The sequence below is a fragment of the Larkinella insperata genome, from assembly GCF_026248825.1.
GTDB lineage: Bacteria > Bacteroidota > Bacteroidia > Cytophagales > Spirosomataceae > Larkinella > Larkinella insperata.
The window spans coordinates 5,320,291-5,335,787 of the sequence record NZ_CP110973.1; the positions used below are offsets into that span (position 1 = coordinate 5,320,291).

Annotated in this window: 12 protein-coding genes; 4 read left to right on the plus strand and 8 right to left on the minus strand. The window is 55.0% G+C overall.

What is annotated here, in order from left to right:
• Positions 1–162: 162 nt before the first annotated feature.
• Positions 163–2,691: a PIG-L family deacetylase gene (locus OQ371_RS21425; RefSeq protein WP_265990371.1), complete on the minus strand. Its 2,529-nt coding sequence runs from the start codon at positions 2,689–2,691 to the stop codon at positions 163–165.
• Between the two features lie 223 nt (positions 2,692–2,914).
• On the opposite strand from OQ371_RS21425, the gene OQ371_RS21430 reads away from it, so the two are divergent.
• Positions 2,915–5,599 (plus strand): sodium-translocating pyrophosphatase, encoded by a 2,685-nt coding sequence (locus OQ371_RS21430; protein WP_265990372.1) that lies wholly within the window; start codon positions 2,915–2,917, stop codon positions 5,597–5,599.
• 133 nt (positions 5,600–5,732) lie between these two features.
• On the opposite strand, the gene OQ371_RS21435 is transcribed toward OQ371_RS21430, so the two are convergent.
• The 4 genes from OQ371_RS21435 to trpS form a co-directional block, all read right to left on the minus strand.
• A complete protein-coding gene (locus OQ371_RS21435; protein ID WP_265990373.1) occupies positions 5,733–6,299 on the minus strand; it encodes a 50S ribosomal protein L25/general stress protein Ctc in 567 nt (188 codons plus the stop codon).
• 102 nt (positions 6,300–6,401) lie between these two features.
• On the minus strand, positions 6,402–7,343 hold the full coding sequence (locus OQ371_RS21440) for a ribose-phosphate pyrophosphokinase (protein WP_265990374.1): 942 nt from the start codon (positions 7,341–7,343) through the stop codon (positions 6,402–6,404).
• 132 nt (positions 7,344–7,475) lie between these two features.
• Positions 7,476–8,105: a phosphatase PAP2 family protein gene (locus tag OQ371_RS21445; RefSeq protein ID WP_265990375.1), complete on the minus strand. Its 630-nt coding sequence runs from the start codon at positions 8,103–8,105 to the stop codon at positions 7,476–7,478.
• Positions 8,106–8,115: 10 nt separating this feature from the next.
• Positions 8,116–9,090, minus strand: a complete 975-nt coding sequence (gene trpS / locus OQ371_RS21450) for a tryptophan--tRNA ligase (protein ID WP_265990376.1) — start codon at positions 9,088–9,090, stop codon at positions 8,116–8,118.
• Positions 9,091–9,244: 154 nt separating this feature from the next.
• Between trpS and OQ371_RS21455 the strand changes: the two genes are divergently transcribed.
• Positions 9,245–9,955 (plus strand): DUF2461 domain-containing protein, encoded by a 711-nt coding sequence (locus OQ371_RS21455; protein WP_265990377.1) that lies wholly within the window; start codon positions 9,245–9,247, stop codon positions 9,953–9,955.
• Positions 9,956–10,028: 73 nt separating this feature from the next.
• Positions 10,029–11,030 carry a type I glyceraldehyde-3-phosphate dehydrogenase gene (locus tag OQ371_RS21460; protein ID WP_265990378.1) on the plus strand — a complete coding sequence of 334 codons (1,002 nt, stop codon included), beginning with the start codon at positions 10,029–10,031 and terminating at the stop codon, positions 11,028–11,030.
• A gap of 15 nt (positions 11,031–11,045) precedes the next feature.
• Here the strand turns inward: OQ371_RS21460 and OQ371_RS21465 are convergent, their stop codons facing one another.
• Positions 11,046–11,339 carry a GNAT family N-acetyltransferase gene (locus OQ371_RS21465; RefSeq protein ID WP_265990379.1) on the minus strand — a complete coding sequence of 98 codons (294 nt, stop codon included), beginning with the start codon at positions 11,337–11,339 and terminating at the stop codon, positions 11,046–11,048.
• Positions 11,340–11,526: 187 nt separating this feature from the next.
• Between OQ371_RS21465 and OQ371_RS21470 the strand changes: the two genes are divergently transcribed.
• Positions 11,527–12,846 (plus strand): peroxiredoxin family protein, encoded by a 1,320-nt coding sequence (locus OQ371_RS21470; protein WP_265990380.1) that lies wholly within the window; start codon positions 11,527–11,529, stop codon positions 12,844–12,846.
• An 18-nt stretch (positions 12,847–12,864) separates the two neighbouring features.
• Here the strand turns inward: OQ371_RS21470 and OQ371_RS21475 are convergent, their stop codons facing one another.
• Positions 12,865–13,260, minus strand: coding sequence for a DoxX family protein (locus OQ371_RS21475; RefSeq protein WP_265990381.1), 396 nt, complete (start codon positions 13,258–13,260; stop codon positions 12,865–12,867).
• Positions 13,261–13,350: 90 nt separating this feature from the next.
• Positions 13,351–15,405 (minus strand): TonB-dependent receptor, encoded by a 2,055-nt coding sequence (locus OQ371_RS21480; RefSeq protein ID WP_310586589.1) that lies wholly within the window; start codon positions 15,403–15,405, stop codon positions 13,351–13,353.
• Between the last annotated feature and the right edge of the window lie 92 nt (positions 15,406–15,497).

Sequence of the window (15,497 nt, forward strand, 5' to 3'; positions counted from 1 at the left end):
GGGGGCTATTTACGGTTTACAAGGCGCTTTCCTGAATTTTTAAGCTCGCTTCGACATTTTGACCTCCAGATTGGCCTAAAAATGAGAGCCGCCCAGTTTCCCAGGCGGCTCCATCTACGGCTTTGTTTCAAATCTGTTACCGAATTCCCCGATCCGGCGGAGTTACTTTCCGACCGAAATCATGTTGGCAAACAGGCGGTATGCACCCGGTACACCCGCGGGTAACTCCCGGAAGAAAACCAGTCCCGTATACATAAAGTGTCCCTTTCCGTATTGGCAGTAAAGTAAACTTCCTTCCTTCGGGGCTTCGTTGGTATCGTGGGCCGAGAAAATCGGTTGATAGGCTTTGTCCCATTCCTGCGCAAAATAAATTCCCCGCTCCTGAACCCAGCCGTGAAAATCCTGATCCGTGATTTTGTTGGGTATATTGAGCAACGGGTGCTGCGGGTTGAGGAACGTCATTTTGGCGTCTTCTTCCGTCACGCGGTCGCGGCCCACCGTGAACGGGTACGGCCCGATCTGATTCACCTTTAAACCGTTCTGAATGAACGAGCTGCCGGGCGTGACGTACTGCACAATCATCCGACCGCCGTTTTTGACGTACTCCATCAGTTTAGCCTGGTAGTAGCGCAACCAGTCTTCGGTGTTGTAGGCCCGGACGCCCACCACAATGGCATCAAAACCCGCCAGTCCGGCGTTGATTTCGCGGGGTCCGAGGGGCGTAACCGTACACCCAATCTGTTGCAGAGCCGCCGGGATTTCATCGCCCGCCCCGGCAATGTAGCCGATGTTTTTGCTCTTGACCTTGATGTCCAGCTTCACCAGCTTGGCTTCGGCCGCGGGAAATATTGTTTGGGTCGGGATGTGCTTGTAGGCCACAACGCGCAGGCTGTTGGCGGCTACCGGCTGGGCCGACGTGCTTTCGCTGACCACCGCCCGCAGTTTTCCTTCGCTATAGGTAGCCGACGGAAACACCCGGAACGACACCCGGACTTCCTGCGATTTTTGCTTGAAATCATACGGTATTTGCGCCGGTTCCACCCGCCAGCCCGCCGGAACCTCCAGTTTCAACGATCCGGCAACGCCCGCCCGGCCAGCCCGCACCACCACATCGACGGTTTTGGGCGTGTTGTCGGCAAATACGTAGACCCGTTCGGCCAGATTCGCCATTACGACCGGTTGCACCACAAAAGGTCGGTAAACTTCGCCATCGACCGGATCGGTTTCCTTGTAATTCCACCCCCGGCTGAAGGTAAATTTTTCCCCGCCGATGTCAAATGTATACAGCGTGGTAAACGCAGACGGGTTTTCGGGCAGGCCGATCAGCGTCTGGTCGTTTACCTGAAATAAGCCTTTGCTCACCGGTTTTTCCAGCCAGTACGGTTGCGAAACGGGCTGATTCGCCGGAATGGAAACCGTCGTTTTAAACTGCGCCACATCGTTGGGTTTCAGAATGAGATTGGTCGCCGTGTCTTTTTCCAGACCCGGCATTTGCAGCCCGACCAGTTTAACCGGAAAGTTAGAGCGGTTGACGGCGGTGCTGGTGACCTGAATCCGGTCGCCCGGGGCCACGGCGTACTCCACCGGGTTTGTTTCAAACCACAATCCCAGACACTGCTGGATCAGGTCTTCCACTTCCAAACGCTTGGCCTTCACGTACGTATTGTTGGCGTCCAGTTGGTTTAATGCCTTATACAATTGCACCAAAACCGGCACGGAAGCCGCCGGTTCATCGGGTTTGAAGCTCGTAATGGTTTGGTTGACCAGTTGCTGCACTTTTTCGCTGCCGCGCACCCGCTTCCAGCTCAGATCAATTCCGTCGAACGGGTCGCTGGGGGCCGGGTCGCCCCCCTTCAGTAGCAGGTAATCGATCTTCACGCCCCGGTTCGGCGCCACACCGAAACCCTGGCTTTTGTGCTGGCTCCGGCTTTCGGCCGCCAGTTCTCCGTACGATTTCCCGAATAAAGGATTGTACAAACCGGTTTCAACGGCAATCACGCCTGCTTCGTCGGGCCGTTTGTTGCTCATGAACGCCCCCGGAATGAACACGTTCCAGAAGATGCGCCGGGGTTGCCAGGGCTTCACCCACTTCAGCTGCTCGGGGTATTTGGTGGGATCGTTGGCGATTTTGAAGGCTTCCTCGGCCAGGTACCCCGACGCGCTGTGGTGGCCGTGACCGGCGCGGGCGTCGGGCGGAAACCGCGTAATGATTACATCCGGCTGGTATTTGCGAATCATCCAGACCACATCGCCCAGCACCTGATCCCGCCCCCAGGTTTTCACGGCTTCGTCCGTCGATTTGGAAAAGCCAAAGTCATAGGCACGGCTGAAAAACTGTTCCGGCCCGTCGATGCGCCGGGCGGCCAGCAATTCCTGCGTGCGAATGACGCCGATGTATTCGCCCTGCTCCGGCCCGATGAGGTTTTGTCCGCCATCGCCCCGCGTCAGGGCCAGGTAACCGGTTCGGAGCTTTCGTTCGTTGGCCAGGTAGGTCAGCATCTGCGTATTCTCGTCGTCGGGGTGGGCGGCCACGTACAAGACCGTCCCGACAACGTTTAATTTCTTAAGCCCTTGGAGAATCCCCCCGGGTGCGGCCGGTTTATTCTGGCCCGAGCAGACGGTCTGCACCCCCAGCAGGCTTACAATCAGGTGAAATGCGTAAAAACAACGTAGTAAAAGTTGGTTTGTCATCGGAAGGAAACGTTCGCGTAAGTATAAAAATCAGTCAGGTCGGGATAACTACTTGTTTTTAAACACCGGCCTTTGGCTTTATAGTTTCTCGATTTTCTGCACCATAAGAAAAGCAAAATATTTTCCCTAAAAAATCTAGCAAATCAACGGTGTTCATTTTCAAATGATACCAATCCGTTTATATTTGCGACGTTCCAAAATATAACCCTATTATTCCTTCAGCATGAATTTCAGCATTTACCTTGTTCCCATTCTGGGTCTGATTGGCCTGGTGGTGATGTACTCCAAATTTATGTGGGTTTCGCGCCAGGAAGCTGGCAACGATCGGATGCAGGAAATTGCATCCTACATCGCCGACGGTGCCATCGCCTTTCTCAAAGCGGAGTGGCGGATTCTGATCGTATTCGGCATTGTGGTGGCTGCCCTGCTCAGCTTTGCCGGTACATTGGTTGAAAATTCCGACTGGCCAATCGGGATTGCCTTCGCCATTGGTGCCTTTACCTCGGCTTTAGCGGGTTACATCGGCATGAAAATCGCCACCAAAGCCAATGTCCGCACCGCCCAGGCCGGCCGGACCAGCCTGACCCGCGCGCTGAATGTTTCGTTCACCGGCGGTTCGGTGATGGGTATCGGCGTTGCCAGCCTGGCCGTTATTGGTTTAAGCCTTCTTTTTATTCTTTTCCATTCGATTTACGTTGGAACAACCGGCGACGTAAACGGGATTCCAATGGAGAAAACGCTGGAGGTACTGGCCGGTTTTTCGCTGGGTGCCGAGTCCATCGCTCTTTTTGCGCGCGTGGGGGGCGGTATTTACACGAAAGCCGCCGACGTGGGGGCCGACCTGGTGGGCAAAGTAGAAGCCGGTATTCCGGAAGATGACCCGCGCAACCCGGCCACCATTGCCGACAACGTAGGCGACAACGTGGGCGACGTAGCGGGTATGGGTGCCGATTTATTTGGCTCCTACGTGGCCACTATCCTGGCCACGATGGTACTGGGCCGCGAAATCCGCATTCCGGAAGCCGAGAATATCCTGGGCCATTCGCCCATCGTACTGCCCATGCTCATTGCCGGTCTGGGCCTGATTTTCTCCATTGTGTCCACTTATTTCGTCCGGGTTAAAGACGACAAGGGCAACGTTCAGGCCGCGTTGAACCTGGGCAACTGGGCTTCCATCATCCTGACGGTTATTGCTTCTTACTTTCTGGTGAATGCCGTTCTGCCCGCCGGTACGCTGGAAATTCGGGGCGTTGAATTCACGCGGATTGATGTGTTTTACGCCATCTTCACCGGTTTGGTGGTGGGTGCATTAATGTCCATTATCACTGAATATTATACGGCCATGGGCCGCCGTCCGGTGATGACCATCGTTCGGCAATCATCGACCGGCCACGCAACGAACATCATCGGCGGTCTTTCCGTCGGCATGGAATCCACGGTATTGCCGATTTTGACGCTGGCCGCCGGTATTTTTATTTCTTACAAATTTGCCGGTCTGTACGGGGTTGCTATTTCAGCCGCCGGTATGATGGCTACCACCGCCATGCAGCTCGCCATCGACGCCTTTGGCCCGATTGCCGACAACGCGGGCGGGATTGCCGAAATGAGCGAATTGCCCGAGGAAGTACGCGGGCGGACGGATATTCTGGATGCCGTTGGCAACACCACGGCGGCCACCGGTAAAGGCTTTGCCATCGCGTCGGCGGCCCTGACCTCCCTGGCCCTGCTGGCTGCGTTCGTGGGCGTTTCGGGCATTACGGGCATTGATATCTACAAGGCCGACGTGCTGTCGGGTCTGTTTGTCGGCGGGATGATTCCGTTTATCTTCTCGTCGCTGGCGATTGCCGCCGTGGGGCGGGCGGCCATGAAAATGGTGGAAGAGGTTCGGCGTCAGTTCCGCGAAATTCCGGGCATTCTGGAAGGAACCGGCAAACCAGAATACGAAAAATGCGTCGCTATTTCCACCCAGGCTTCCATTCGCGAAATGATTCTGCCGGGAGCCATTGCCCTGATCTCTCCGGTTCTGGTCGGCTTTTTGTTTGGGCCGGAAGTGCTGGGCGGTTTCCTGGCGGGCGTTACGGTTTCGGGCGTCCTGATGGGTATTTTCCAGAGCAACGCCGGGGGCGCCTGGGACAACGCCAAGAAGTCGTTTGAAAAAGGCGTAGAAATCAACGGCCAGATTTACTACAAGAAATCAGAACCCCACAAAGCGTCTGTAACGGGTGATACCGTTGGTGATCCGTTCAAAGATACTTCGGGCCCGTCGATGAACATCCTCATCAAACTCATGTCGATTGTCTCGCTGGTTATTGCGCCGTACATCGCCGTGCATTCCAACGAAACGGCGGGGTATGCGCAGGAAGGCGTAGTGGCCGAAGGGACCACGGACGGGGTCGATCTTGAAAAATCGACGGCGGCTGACAATGAAACGGTGTATACGCCCAACCTCGGTTCTTTCCAGGCCGTTAAGCTCACCAACGGGGTGGATCTGACGCTGCCCGAACGCGGAGTTGAGAACAAACTGCTGGCCTTCATTCAGGACGACGACAAAGCCGTAGACAAGGAAACGTGGTTCGATTTCGACCGGCTGACGTTTGAAACGGGCAGTGCCACGCTGGTGTCTTCCTCGCAGGAGCAGTTGAAAAACATCGCGGAAATTTTGAAAGCGTATCCCAATGTCAACGTCAAACTGGGCGGCTACACCGACAACACCGGGAACGCGGCTTCCAACCAGAAACTTTCGGAAGACCGGGCCAATTCCGTTCAGAAGGAACTGGTTGATCTGGGCATTGCCAAAGACCGACTGGAAGCGGAAGGCTACGGGCAGGAACACCCGGTAGCCTCGAACGACACCGAGGAAGGCCGGGCGCAAAACCGCCGGATTTCAATTCGGGTGACGAAAAAATGACTTTTTTAGACCAGAGAGGGTAGACAAAAGACCCAATCTTTCATCTTTTGTCTAACTTCTCCCGTCCAATCAAAGAGAAAGCCCGGTCAAATGACCGGGCTTTCTCTTTAATCTATTAGTTGAATGACCGCAATTAGGCTGCGGTTTTACCCCGCATAGAGCGCGGAATTTCGATGCTGGCAATGGGCAGCAGCGGACCGTCGAGGATTTCAACACCGTCCAGCGTTACCGCACCTACTTTGATTGTTTTGCCCAGATCCAGTTCAGCAACGTCCACATCCACAAAATCCGGGATGCGATCAACCGCTCCGCGCAGTTTCAATTTGCGCATTTTCTGAATCAGCTTGCCCCCTTTTTGCACACCGGGAGCCGTTCCGACGAAACGGATGGGTACTTCAACTTTAATGTCTTTACCTTCAACGATTTCCAGGAAATCCGCGTGAATCAACTGGTCGTTGACCGGGTGAAACTGCGTGTCCTGCAAAATGCCGACGTATTCGTCTCCTTCAATGTTCAGCGTTACTTCGTACGCTTCGGGCGAAGTCAGCAACTGCCGGAACAGAATGGCCGGTGCATAAAAGTGAACTTGTGACTTACCACCGTATATCACACCGGGTACGTAGCCTTCGGCACGAAGAGCCTTCGACTCCGTCTTACCGAGATTCGCTCTGTTATACCCTACAATCTCGTGTTTTTTCATTTTTTTGAAATTTAGATGTTTAAGGAAGATCAACGACTTAAAACAACGGGTAAAACAGGCTAATCGCTGGTCTTTCCTCTGTTGTCTATCCTCTTTGTTCCCCTAGTATTTTATAAAAAGTGAACTAATAGATTCGTGGTCACGAATGCGGCCGATGGCTTTGGCGAACAAGTCCGCTACCGTCAGCACGCGTACTTTGGGGTTCGGCTGGCGCAGCGGCAACGTATCCGACACCACCAGTTCTTCCAGAACCGAATTGGCAATGTTTTCGTGCGCTTTTCCCGACATCACCGGGTGCGTACAAATGGCCCGCACCGATTTTGCGCCTTTTTCCAGAATAATTTCGGCGGCTTTGCACAGGGTGCCCCCGGTATCGATCAGGTCATCGACCAGCACGACGTTGGCGCCTTCCACGTCCCCAATGACCTGCATCGAGGCAATTTCGTTGGCGCGTTTGCGGTGTTTATCGCAAAGCACAATGTCGGCGTTGAAATGCTTGGCAAACGCCCGCGCCCGGGCTGCTCCGCCCACGTCCGGCGACGCGATCAGCAGGTTGTCCAGGTTTAGACTCTGGATGTAGGGCACAAATACGGATGCGCCCTCCAGATGGTCCACCGGGAAATCAAAAAATCCCTGAATCTGGCCCGCGTGTAGATCAATCGTCATCAGCCGGTCTGCCCCGGCGGCTGCCAGCATGTTGGCAACCAACTTGGCGGCAATGGCCACGCGCGGTTTGTCTTTCCGATCCTGACGGGCGTACCCGAAGTACGGAATCACGACCGTGACGTAGTGAGCCGACGCCCGACGGGCGGCATCGACCATCAGCAGCAACTCCATCAGATTGTCGGCGGGCGGGTTGGTGGAGTGAATCAGAAAAACATCACACCCCCGAACCGACTCTTCGTAGCTGGGCGATAGTTCGCCGTCGCTGAATTTACGCAGGGTGTAACCACCCAGGTCCTTGCCGTACTGACGAGCAATCTTCTCTGCCAGATAATTGGATTGACTACCTGAAAAAATCTTAACCGTGTTGAGGGATGCCATTCGGTGCCGAAAATTTCCGCAAAAATACAAAGATTGTTCGACTCTTGGGAAGTGTCGCCCAAAGTTTTCTGCAATTAGGCCAACAATAAGATTTCTACTTTATTTTCTTGAACAATGGGATGAAGTTTTCGCCTACTTTTCTGCCAGCGCGAATCGTTTTGAAAGCCTGCGGTATAAAACAACGCACCCAACGGCCATCAAAATCCCAACTCCGGCCCCCGCTAGCACGTCCAGCGGATAATGCGCGCCCACGTAAATCCGGCTGTAGGAAACCAGTAGCGCCCACCCAAAAAGCCACTTGACCCCCGGAAACCGCCGACCCACCAGCAGCCACAACGCCATCGACAGAGCAAACGTGTTGGCGGCATGGGAGGACGCGAATCCGTAGGTCCCTCCGCATTCGAGCACGGGGTGAATCAGCTTTTGCAGCGCTGGTTCGTGGCAGGGCCGCAGCCGCAGCGTCAACGGTTTCAGCAGCGCCGAAGCCGTCTGATCACTCAGGGCCACGGCTGCTACCAGTGTCAGCACCAGCCCAATGGCCTGTTTACGGTATTGAAAACTCAGCCAGCCAATCAGCAGCACATAAAATGGTATCCAGGTATTTCGCTTCGTCGCCCAAATCATCACTGCATCCAGCCAGGGCGCATACAGGCCGTTTAGCCAGAGAAAAAGATCAGTATCGAGTTGGTTGAGGGTTTCCAAATTGAATGAGTGAATGAGCGAATAGCTCCGCTGAAAGGGGTAATTTACAGAGCTATTCACTCATTCACAATTAATTGTAGCCTAGTTTTGTCCGGACGCGTTCGAGGGTTTTGGCCGCCACGGCCCGGGCTTTTTCTTCGCCCACCCGCAGTTCCTTTTCCAGCTCGTCGTTGTTTTCCATGTAGTACGTAAACCGTTCGCGGGGTTCGGCAAACTGGTCGATGATCAGTTCGTACAGTTCTTTTTTGGCGTGACCGTACCCGTACCCGCCGGCCAGGTAGTTCTGGCGCATCGTTCCAACCTGCTCGTCACTGGCCAGCAGGGCGTAGAGCTTGAAGGTGATGTCGGTTTCCGGATTTTTGGGTTCCTCAAGGGGCGTTGAATCCGACACGATTTTCTTGATCACCTTATATAACTCGTTGGCGGGCTGGAAAATATCGATGTAGTTGTTATACGACTTGCTCATCTTCTGGCCGTCGATGCCCGGAATGGTCATGATGCGCTCGTCGATCTTCGACTCCGGCAGCACAAACACGTCTTCACCCACCTGATTGTTGACCGCGCTGGCCATATCCCGGGTCATTTCGACGTGCTGCCGCTGATCTTTGCCCACCGGCACAATGTCGGCGTCGTACAGCAGAATATCAGCCGCCATCAGACACGGGTAGGTAAACAAACCCGCGTTGACGTCCGACAGCCGCTCGGCTTTGTCCTTGAACGAATGCGCGTTGGCCAGCATCGGAAACGGCGTGAAGCAGTTGAGATACCAGGCCAGCTCGGTGTGCTCCGGTACGTGCGACTGCCGCCAGAACGTATTTTTGGTCGTATCGAGCCCAAACGCCAGCCAGGCCGACGCCACCGCCCGGATGTACTCCCGACGCAACGCCCCGTCCTTGATGGTGGTCAGCGAATGCAGGTCGGCAATAAAGAAAAACGAATCATTATCGGGCTGCTCCGAAAGTTTGATGGCGGGTTTGATGGCCCCCAGAATATTCCCCAAATGCGGTCGCCCGCTGCTTTGAATACCGGTAAGAATGCGAGACATGGCTTTTTGAATGAGCGAATAAGTGAATGATAGAATGGAAGAATAGCTTTGCAAAAACCTGCAACTTGAGAAGCTATTCGCTCATTCACTCATTCACTCATTCACAATTAAACTTCGTGCAAACTTCGCTATTTCTGGTTAGCTTTGGAACAGTATGAAGACGAAAAACACTCCTAATTCGCAGCTTACCGTTCAAACATTTGACTTTCTGCGCGATCTGGCCCAGAACAACAACCGTGAATGGTTTCAGGCCAACCGCGCCCGTTACGATGCCGCCAAAACCGAATTTGAAGGATTCGTGGGCCGATTGTTGCAGGGCATCGACTCCTTTGAGAGCCTGCCCAATACCACCGTGAAAGACTGCATTTTCCGGATTAACCGCGACATCCGGTTTTCGAAGGATAAAACCCCGTACAAAAAACATTTTGCCGCGGCCGTCGGACCGGGCGGACGGCATTCGGGCCGGATTGACTATTACCTGCACCTGCAACCCAACGGCGAAACGTTTCTGGGTGCGGGCATGTGGCAACCCACGCCCGCGCATCTGGCCAAATTCCGGCAAGAGGTGGATTACAACGTCGATGAACTGAAGGACATCATCGAAGCGCCGGAATTCCGCACCTACTATCCGGAGGTTTCCGGCGAAAGCACGAAAACCGCCCCGAAAGGCTACTCGGCCGACCACCCGGAAATTGACCTGCTGCGCCGGAAAGAACTGTTTTTCATTCACCGGTATTCGGATAAGGACGTGCTCAAACCGGGCTTTGCCGACGAGGTGGTGAAGGGCTGCCGACTGATCAAACCGTACTGCGATTACCTGAATTACCTGTTTTACGACGAAAAGGACGAAACCGTGAGCCTCTGACGGGAATCAAAAAGCAAACGGTTCGTGTTACCAAGATGAACCTTTTTGTTTCATCTGTTTGACCCCATCTGTTATGGCGACTATTGCTCTGCATGGTTTCGGGCGCATCGGACGACAATTCCTGCGCGTTGCGTTAAGCAAAAATCTCTTTGTACCGGTTTCAATTTCCGACATTCGCGATGAAGACACCCTGGCGGCTCTGTACGCGGTCGACACCAACTACGGGCGCTGGCCCGAGCCGGTGTCGGGCACCGAGGGCAAACTGACCATCGGCGACCGGGACATTCTCTACATCAATTCGTCCAAAGAGATTCCGGACTGGGCCGCGCTGGGCGTCGATCTGGTGGTCGACTGTACGGGCCGGGCAACGGTTCGGGCGGGGGCGCAGGCTCACATCGACCGGGGTGCCAAATACGTGCTGGTCAGTGCGCCCAGCAAGTCACTGGCCGACTGCGACGCCGTGCTGTTGAAAGGAATCAACCTGGATACGTTCGATCCGGCCAATCACCACATTGTGAGCATGGGGAGCTGTACGACCAACGCCCTGGCCGCCCCCATCAAGGTTATTCTCGAAAACTTCGGCATCCAGTACGGTTTGTTCTCGACGGTTCACTCCTACACAAACACCCAGTCGCTGACCGACCAGCCCATGAAAGACCGTCGCGATTCCTGGGCCGCGGCCGAAAACATCATCCCCTCGTCGTCGGGAGCCGCCCGGGCTTTGCAGTTTATCTGGAAAGACCTCAAAATCACCGGAAAAGCCTACCGCGTTCCGACCCGTACGGGCAGCATCGCCGAATTGAACCTGATTACGGAAAAAGACTGCACGGTCGAAGAAGTCAACGATGCGTTCCGCAAAGCCGCGGCTGAAGGACCGCTGAAAGGCGTGATGGACGTGCTGGAAGGCGAATGGGCCTCGTCGCGCATTGTGGCCGACCCGCACACCTCGCTGATGGATTTGCCGCTCACCGCCAAACAGGGCAACCTTTTGTCGATTGCTTCCTGGTACGACAACGAGTGGGGCTTTTCGAACCGGCTGGCGGAAGTAGCCGCTTACCTGGCCGGACGGATTTAACCGTTCCCGTCCGCCCTAGCGTTCCGGCGTCCAAACGTCCTTGTACCGTTCCGGATGCCGCTTGAACTGAACGTGTACGTAAGGGCACAGGGGCACCACTTTGAGATTATTCTGGCGGGCGTACTCCACCATCGCGGTGAGCAGTTCGCCCGCTATTCCTTTTCCCTCCGCTTCCGGCACCACTTCGGTATGGTAAACCGTCAGGGCTGAATCAGACTTATCAAAAACCATCTCGGCAATGGTGCGTTCTCCTTCGCGGATGTAGAACATTCCCTTCCCCTTAAGGAGCATCAACTGAACTTTTTCCATAACAAAAGCTTCTCTAAAAGCCGGTTCCTCCGGCCCAACGGTGCAATACCGACAAGGTCACGATAAATTCAGTATTGCGCAACGATAAGCGCCAAGATTTTCGCGGGTTTTACCGGTTCTCCCCCATTGATGAGCTTGTCTTTTGGCGATAAATCCGTTTATTTCAGGGCAATTCCTCCCTACCGAAATGAAATATCCGTTGGTTCTGGTTTTCTGGTCCGCCCTGCTTTTCACGGCCTGTCAGCAGCAGAAAAAGCTCCCCGTCACCCTGCAACTTCCGCTGGAGATCAAAGACGGCTACGGACCGTTTCAGCCGGGTTTTGGCGAGCTGACCCCCGAATCGGACGACTACCCTAAGAGTGTCCCCAACCGAACCAGCCGTTTGCCAATCAAGGGCATTCCAAAAACCTGGGTAAATACGGTTAAAATCCGAATTGACCTGCAGCCTTATCAATTTATCTACCAAAATTTTTGCGCTGGCAACATTGATACGGCCTGGTTCAACGGATTTCAATCATACTGGAAATGGACGCCGGATGAACGGGCCTTTTCGGCCAGCCCCATCCGCTGTTTCGTGTATGCCATCAAAGGATTTGACACCGTAGCCGACGAGTGGGCCGTGATGGTCGATACAAACAACAACCTTGATTTTAGCGATGAAACCGCCGTTTATCCGGAGGTGATTCGTGACGGAGCCATACCCGACGAGATTCGTAAACCGCTGAGGGTTGAGTATGAAGTTTATCAGCACGGAAAAGTCCGTAAGGCCCAGACCCTCATGAGCATTCGCCGGAAAGGGGAGCTGTTCCTGTACAACTTTCCGCACCATGCCGTCGCCACGGACCCAGGCGGGAATACCAACCGGCGCATTTTCGTATCGTCCGGTTTTTCCCATCTTGATTTTACCCTGCCGGATCTCGCCCTCCCCGCTTCGGTGAACAGAACGGGGAAAGTCGATCCGCAGGAACTCATTTCGCTTGGAGAAATTATTGAACTTGAAGGGGTTGCGTACCGAAATAAAGGTGTAGACTTTGCCCGTAACGTCTTGCGGCTGGAGCGCGCCGATCTGGCTACGCAGACCTTTACCCTGCAGCCGGGGCAGCCATTTTGGCCCTTTGAAGCCCGCGAATTCACCACCGGCAAATCCGTAGCGCTGGCCGATTTTCGGGGCAAATACGTCTACATTGATTTCTGGGCTACCTGGTGCAAGGGCTGCGTGGAGGATATGCCGGCGCTCAAAGAAGTGTACCGCAGTCTCGACAAAAACCGTTTTGCCTTTCTGGGCGTGGTGAGCGCTGACAAACCCGAGCGGGTCCGGGCATTCCTCCGAAAAAGAGCCGTTGAATGGCCGCAGATTTTCTCGGATTCGACGGATAAAATCACCCAAACTTACGGTATTCGGACACTTCCGGTTACGGTTTTGCTCGATCCCGACGGCAATGTGCTGGCCAAAGACCTTCGCGGAGCAGCCCTATCGGAAAAATTACGCGAACTAGCCGCCCGGTGAACCGTACGGTTCACGCATTTATGGACGGTTTTCGGCTTCGCGCAGCAGAAAATAAAACGCCAGTACGTGAATGAGCTGAATGCTGACGGCGCTCCACTCCTCCCGGAGCGCCGAACCGAAAATCAGGGAAGCCATCGTCAGACCACCCGCCAGACCGCCCCAGATCAGGAACCGGCCGCCTAGAAACAACAGAATCCCGATGGCCAGTTCAACAAACGGCAGCGTCAGGCCGAAGCCGCGAACCAGAAAATCCGGCAAAATGGTAGCCGAAAAATCCCCGACCATTTTGTCCGCAAACTTCGTCAGTTTAGGAATGCGCACCAGACCGTGCATCGCCAGGTCGACGCCCAGCCCGAGTTGCAGAATCAGAAAAGCAAATTGCGTGTTATTTCGTGGAAAACTTCCTCTCGCCATTGTTGAAGTACAGTTGTGGCCTGAAGTTTAGTACTTAATATACCGTCTACCAACACACTAAATACTAAACTTCAGCCAGTAAGACTTAAATTACCACCTGACCGCCAGCTTGACACCGCCCGTCAGATTGCGGCCCGGAGACGCATTGTAATACCGTCCGCCGAACGCGTTCAGGTCATAGCCCAGGCTGTAGGTCTGGTCCAGCAGGTTGTCTCCGCTCAGGTACGCTTCCAGCGTCCAGCGGCTGGCCAGCGTTTTCCGGTAGCCAATGGTTGCGTTGAGCAAACGGGCCACGTCGGACCGAACCGTATTGGCATCGTCCAGCGGAAACCGGTCGATAAACTGGTGCGTCACGTGGGCGTAGAAGCCCAGTTTCGTTTCAGCGTCGATACCCGTTGCGACCACCGTCGGCGGAACGCCCGTCACGCGGTTGCCCGACACGTTGACATCCCCCTGCTGGTAATTGCGGAAACGGTAGTTGGTCAGCGTCGTGCTGTTCCAGACCCGGACGTTTTGCCAGAAATTAGCCGGTTTCGGCACCACAATCGCGTACGACAACTGGGCTTCCAGTCCTTTCTGATCGGTGGCCCCGGCATTGATGAAATACTCGGCTCCGCTTTCGACCGAGCGCCGGACAATCGTCTGCCGCAGCCGGAATTGATAAGCCGTCAGGTCAAACTGGAACCGGTTCAGCCGTCCGCGCACTCCGAGTTCCAGGTTGGTGCCGCGCTCGGGTTCCAGCGTCGGATTGAACGTTCCTTCCGAGGGCCGTACTTCCTGAATCGTGGGGGCGGAATACCCCGTGCTGAGGCTGGCAAATGCCGACACGTTCTCCCCGATTTTTTTCAGCAACGCCACGCGCGGCAGCCAGACCGGGTCAAAACCGCGCGGCTGGGCCACAACCGGCTGCACCGAAAACCGGGTAAACTGGTAGGCGACTTCGTTGCGGCTGATCCCGGCGGTGGCAATGATGCCCAGCGGCAGGGTGGCTTCGAATTGAGCAAAAATGACCGATTGCGTAGCCCGCAGTTCGTCATCGGCCTGCAACGTGTCAGGCTGCCCGGCCCGGTTTCCGTAGTTTCTGTCGACCGTGAAGTTATTCTGCCACTCCCCCCCAAAGACGAGTTGCGTCGGAACGCCCTCTTCAATCATCTGCCAGCGCGTGACGGTCCGGCCACCGATTCCCTGATCAGCCCGCTTTTCGTAGTTGGTGATGAAAGGGTTGGCGAAATCGGTGAGAGAACCGTATACAACCGTGGTGTTCTGGATGCGGTCGCTCCAGCGGTATTGGTGCGAAAAGCCCAGGTAACCGGTTTTCTGGTAGATGGCCGCCCGCTGCCCCACGCTCCCCGGCGACACGCGCGTGGCCGGACGAGCCTGCCGCGGATCGGCCAGGTACTGCGCCTGGTTCAAGCCGCCCGGCGTCTGGTACATTAGATCGGAATATAGACCGATAATGGAAATCGTCTGTTTAGGATTGACGGCAAACGTAGCGTTCAGGTTCAGGTTGTCGCGGTACATGCGGCTGTTCTCGCGGTATCCATTGGATTGCAAGTGGCCGTAGTTGACCGAAATCGCTGCGTTGTTTTTACCGGTCTGAATGGTATAGGTCTGGCCCGACAAGCCGTAGGCTCCCACCAGCGCCCCCACTTCGGCACGGTTGGCCTGCTGACCCACGGAACTGGTCTGGCCACCCAACAATACCGTCCCCCCCGTTCCCGCTCCGTATATACTCCCCGAGGGTCCCTTGATAACTTCCACCCGGCCCACCGACCGCACATCGACCGCGTTCAGGTAAGTCGTTCCGCCCGCGTCGGTCAGCGGGAGTTCGTTCCAGTAAATTTTCACGTTGCGCACCCCAAACGGCGAACGGATGAGACTGCCCCGAATGGAAAGCCGGTAACTGCCCGGCGACCGTTCGTCCATCCGCACCCCGGGCAGCGTATTGAACGCGGGCACGAGGCTTGGCTGACCGAAGCGCTGATTGAGATCTCTGGCGGAAAGGGTATTGATGGAAGCCGCCGTTTCCATCAGGGAACGGTTTGTTTCGTACCCCCGAACCGTCACCTCCGCCAGTTGAACCGTATCGGTTTCCAGACGGGTAGAAGACGGTTGCTGGGCGGCTACCGCAATTGGTAATAGCACTAAAACGGAAAAGTATGCATTCATATTTATACGGACTACTTGGGTTTTCTACAAAGCTAACGCGTCCAAAGGATATTTTACTCTTTAGCGTG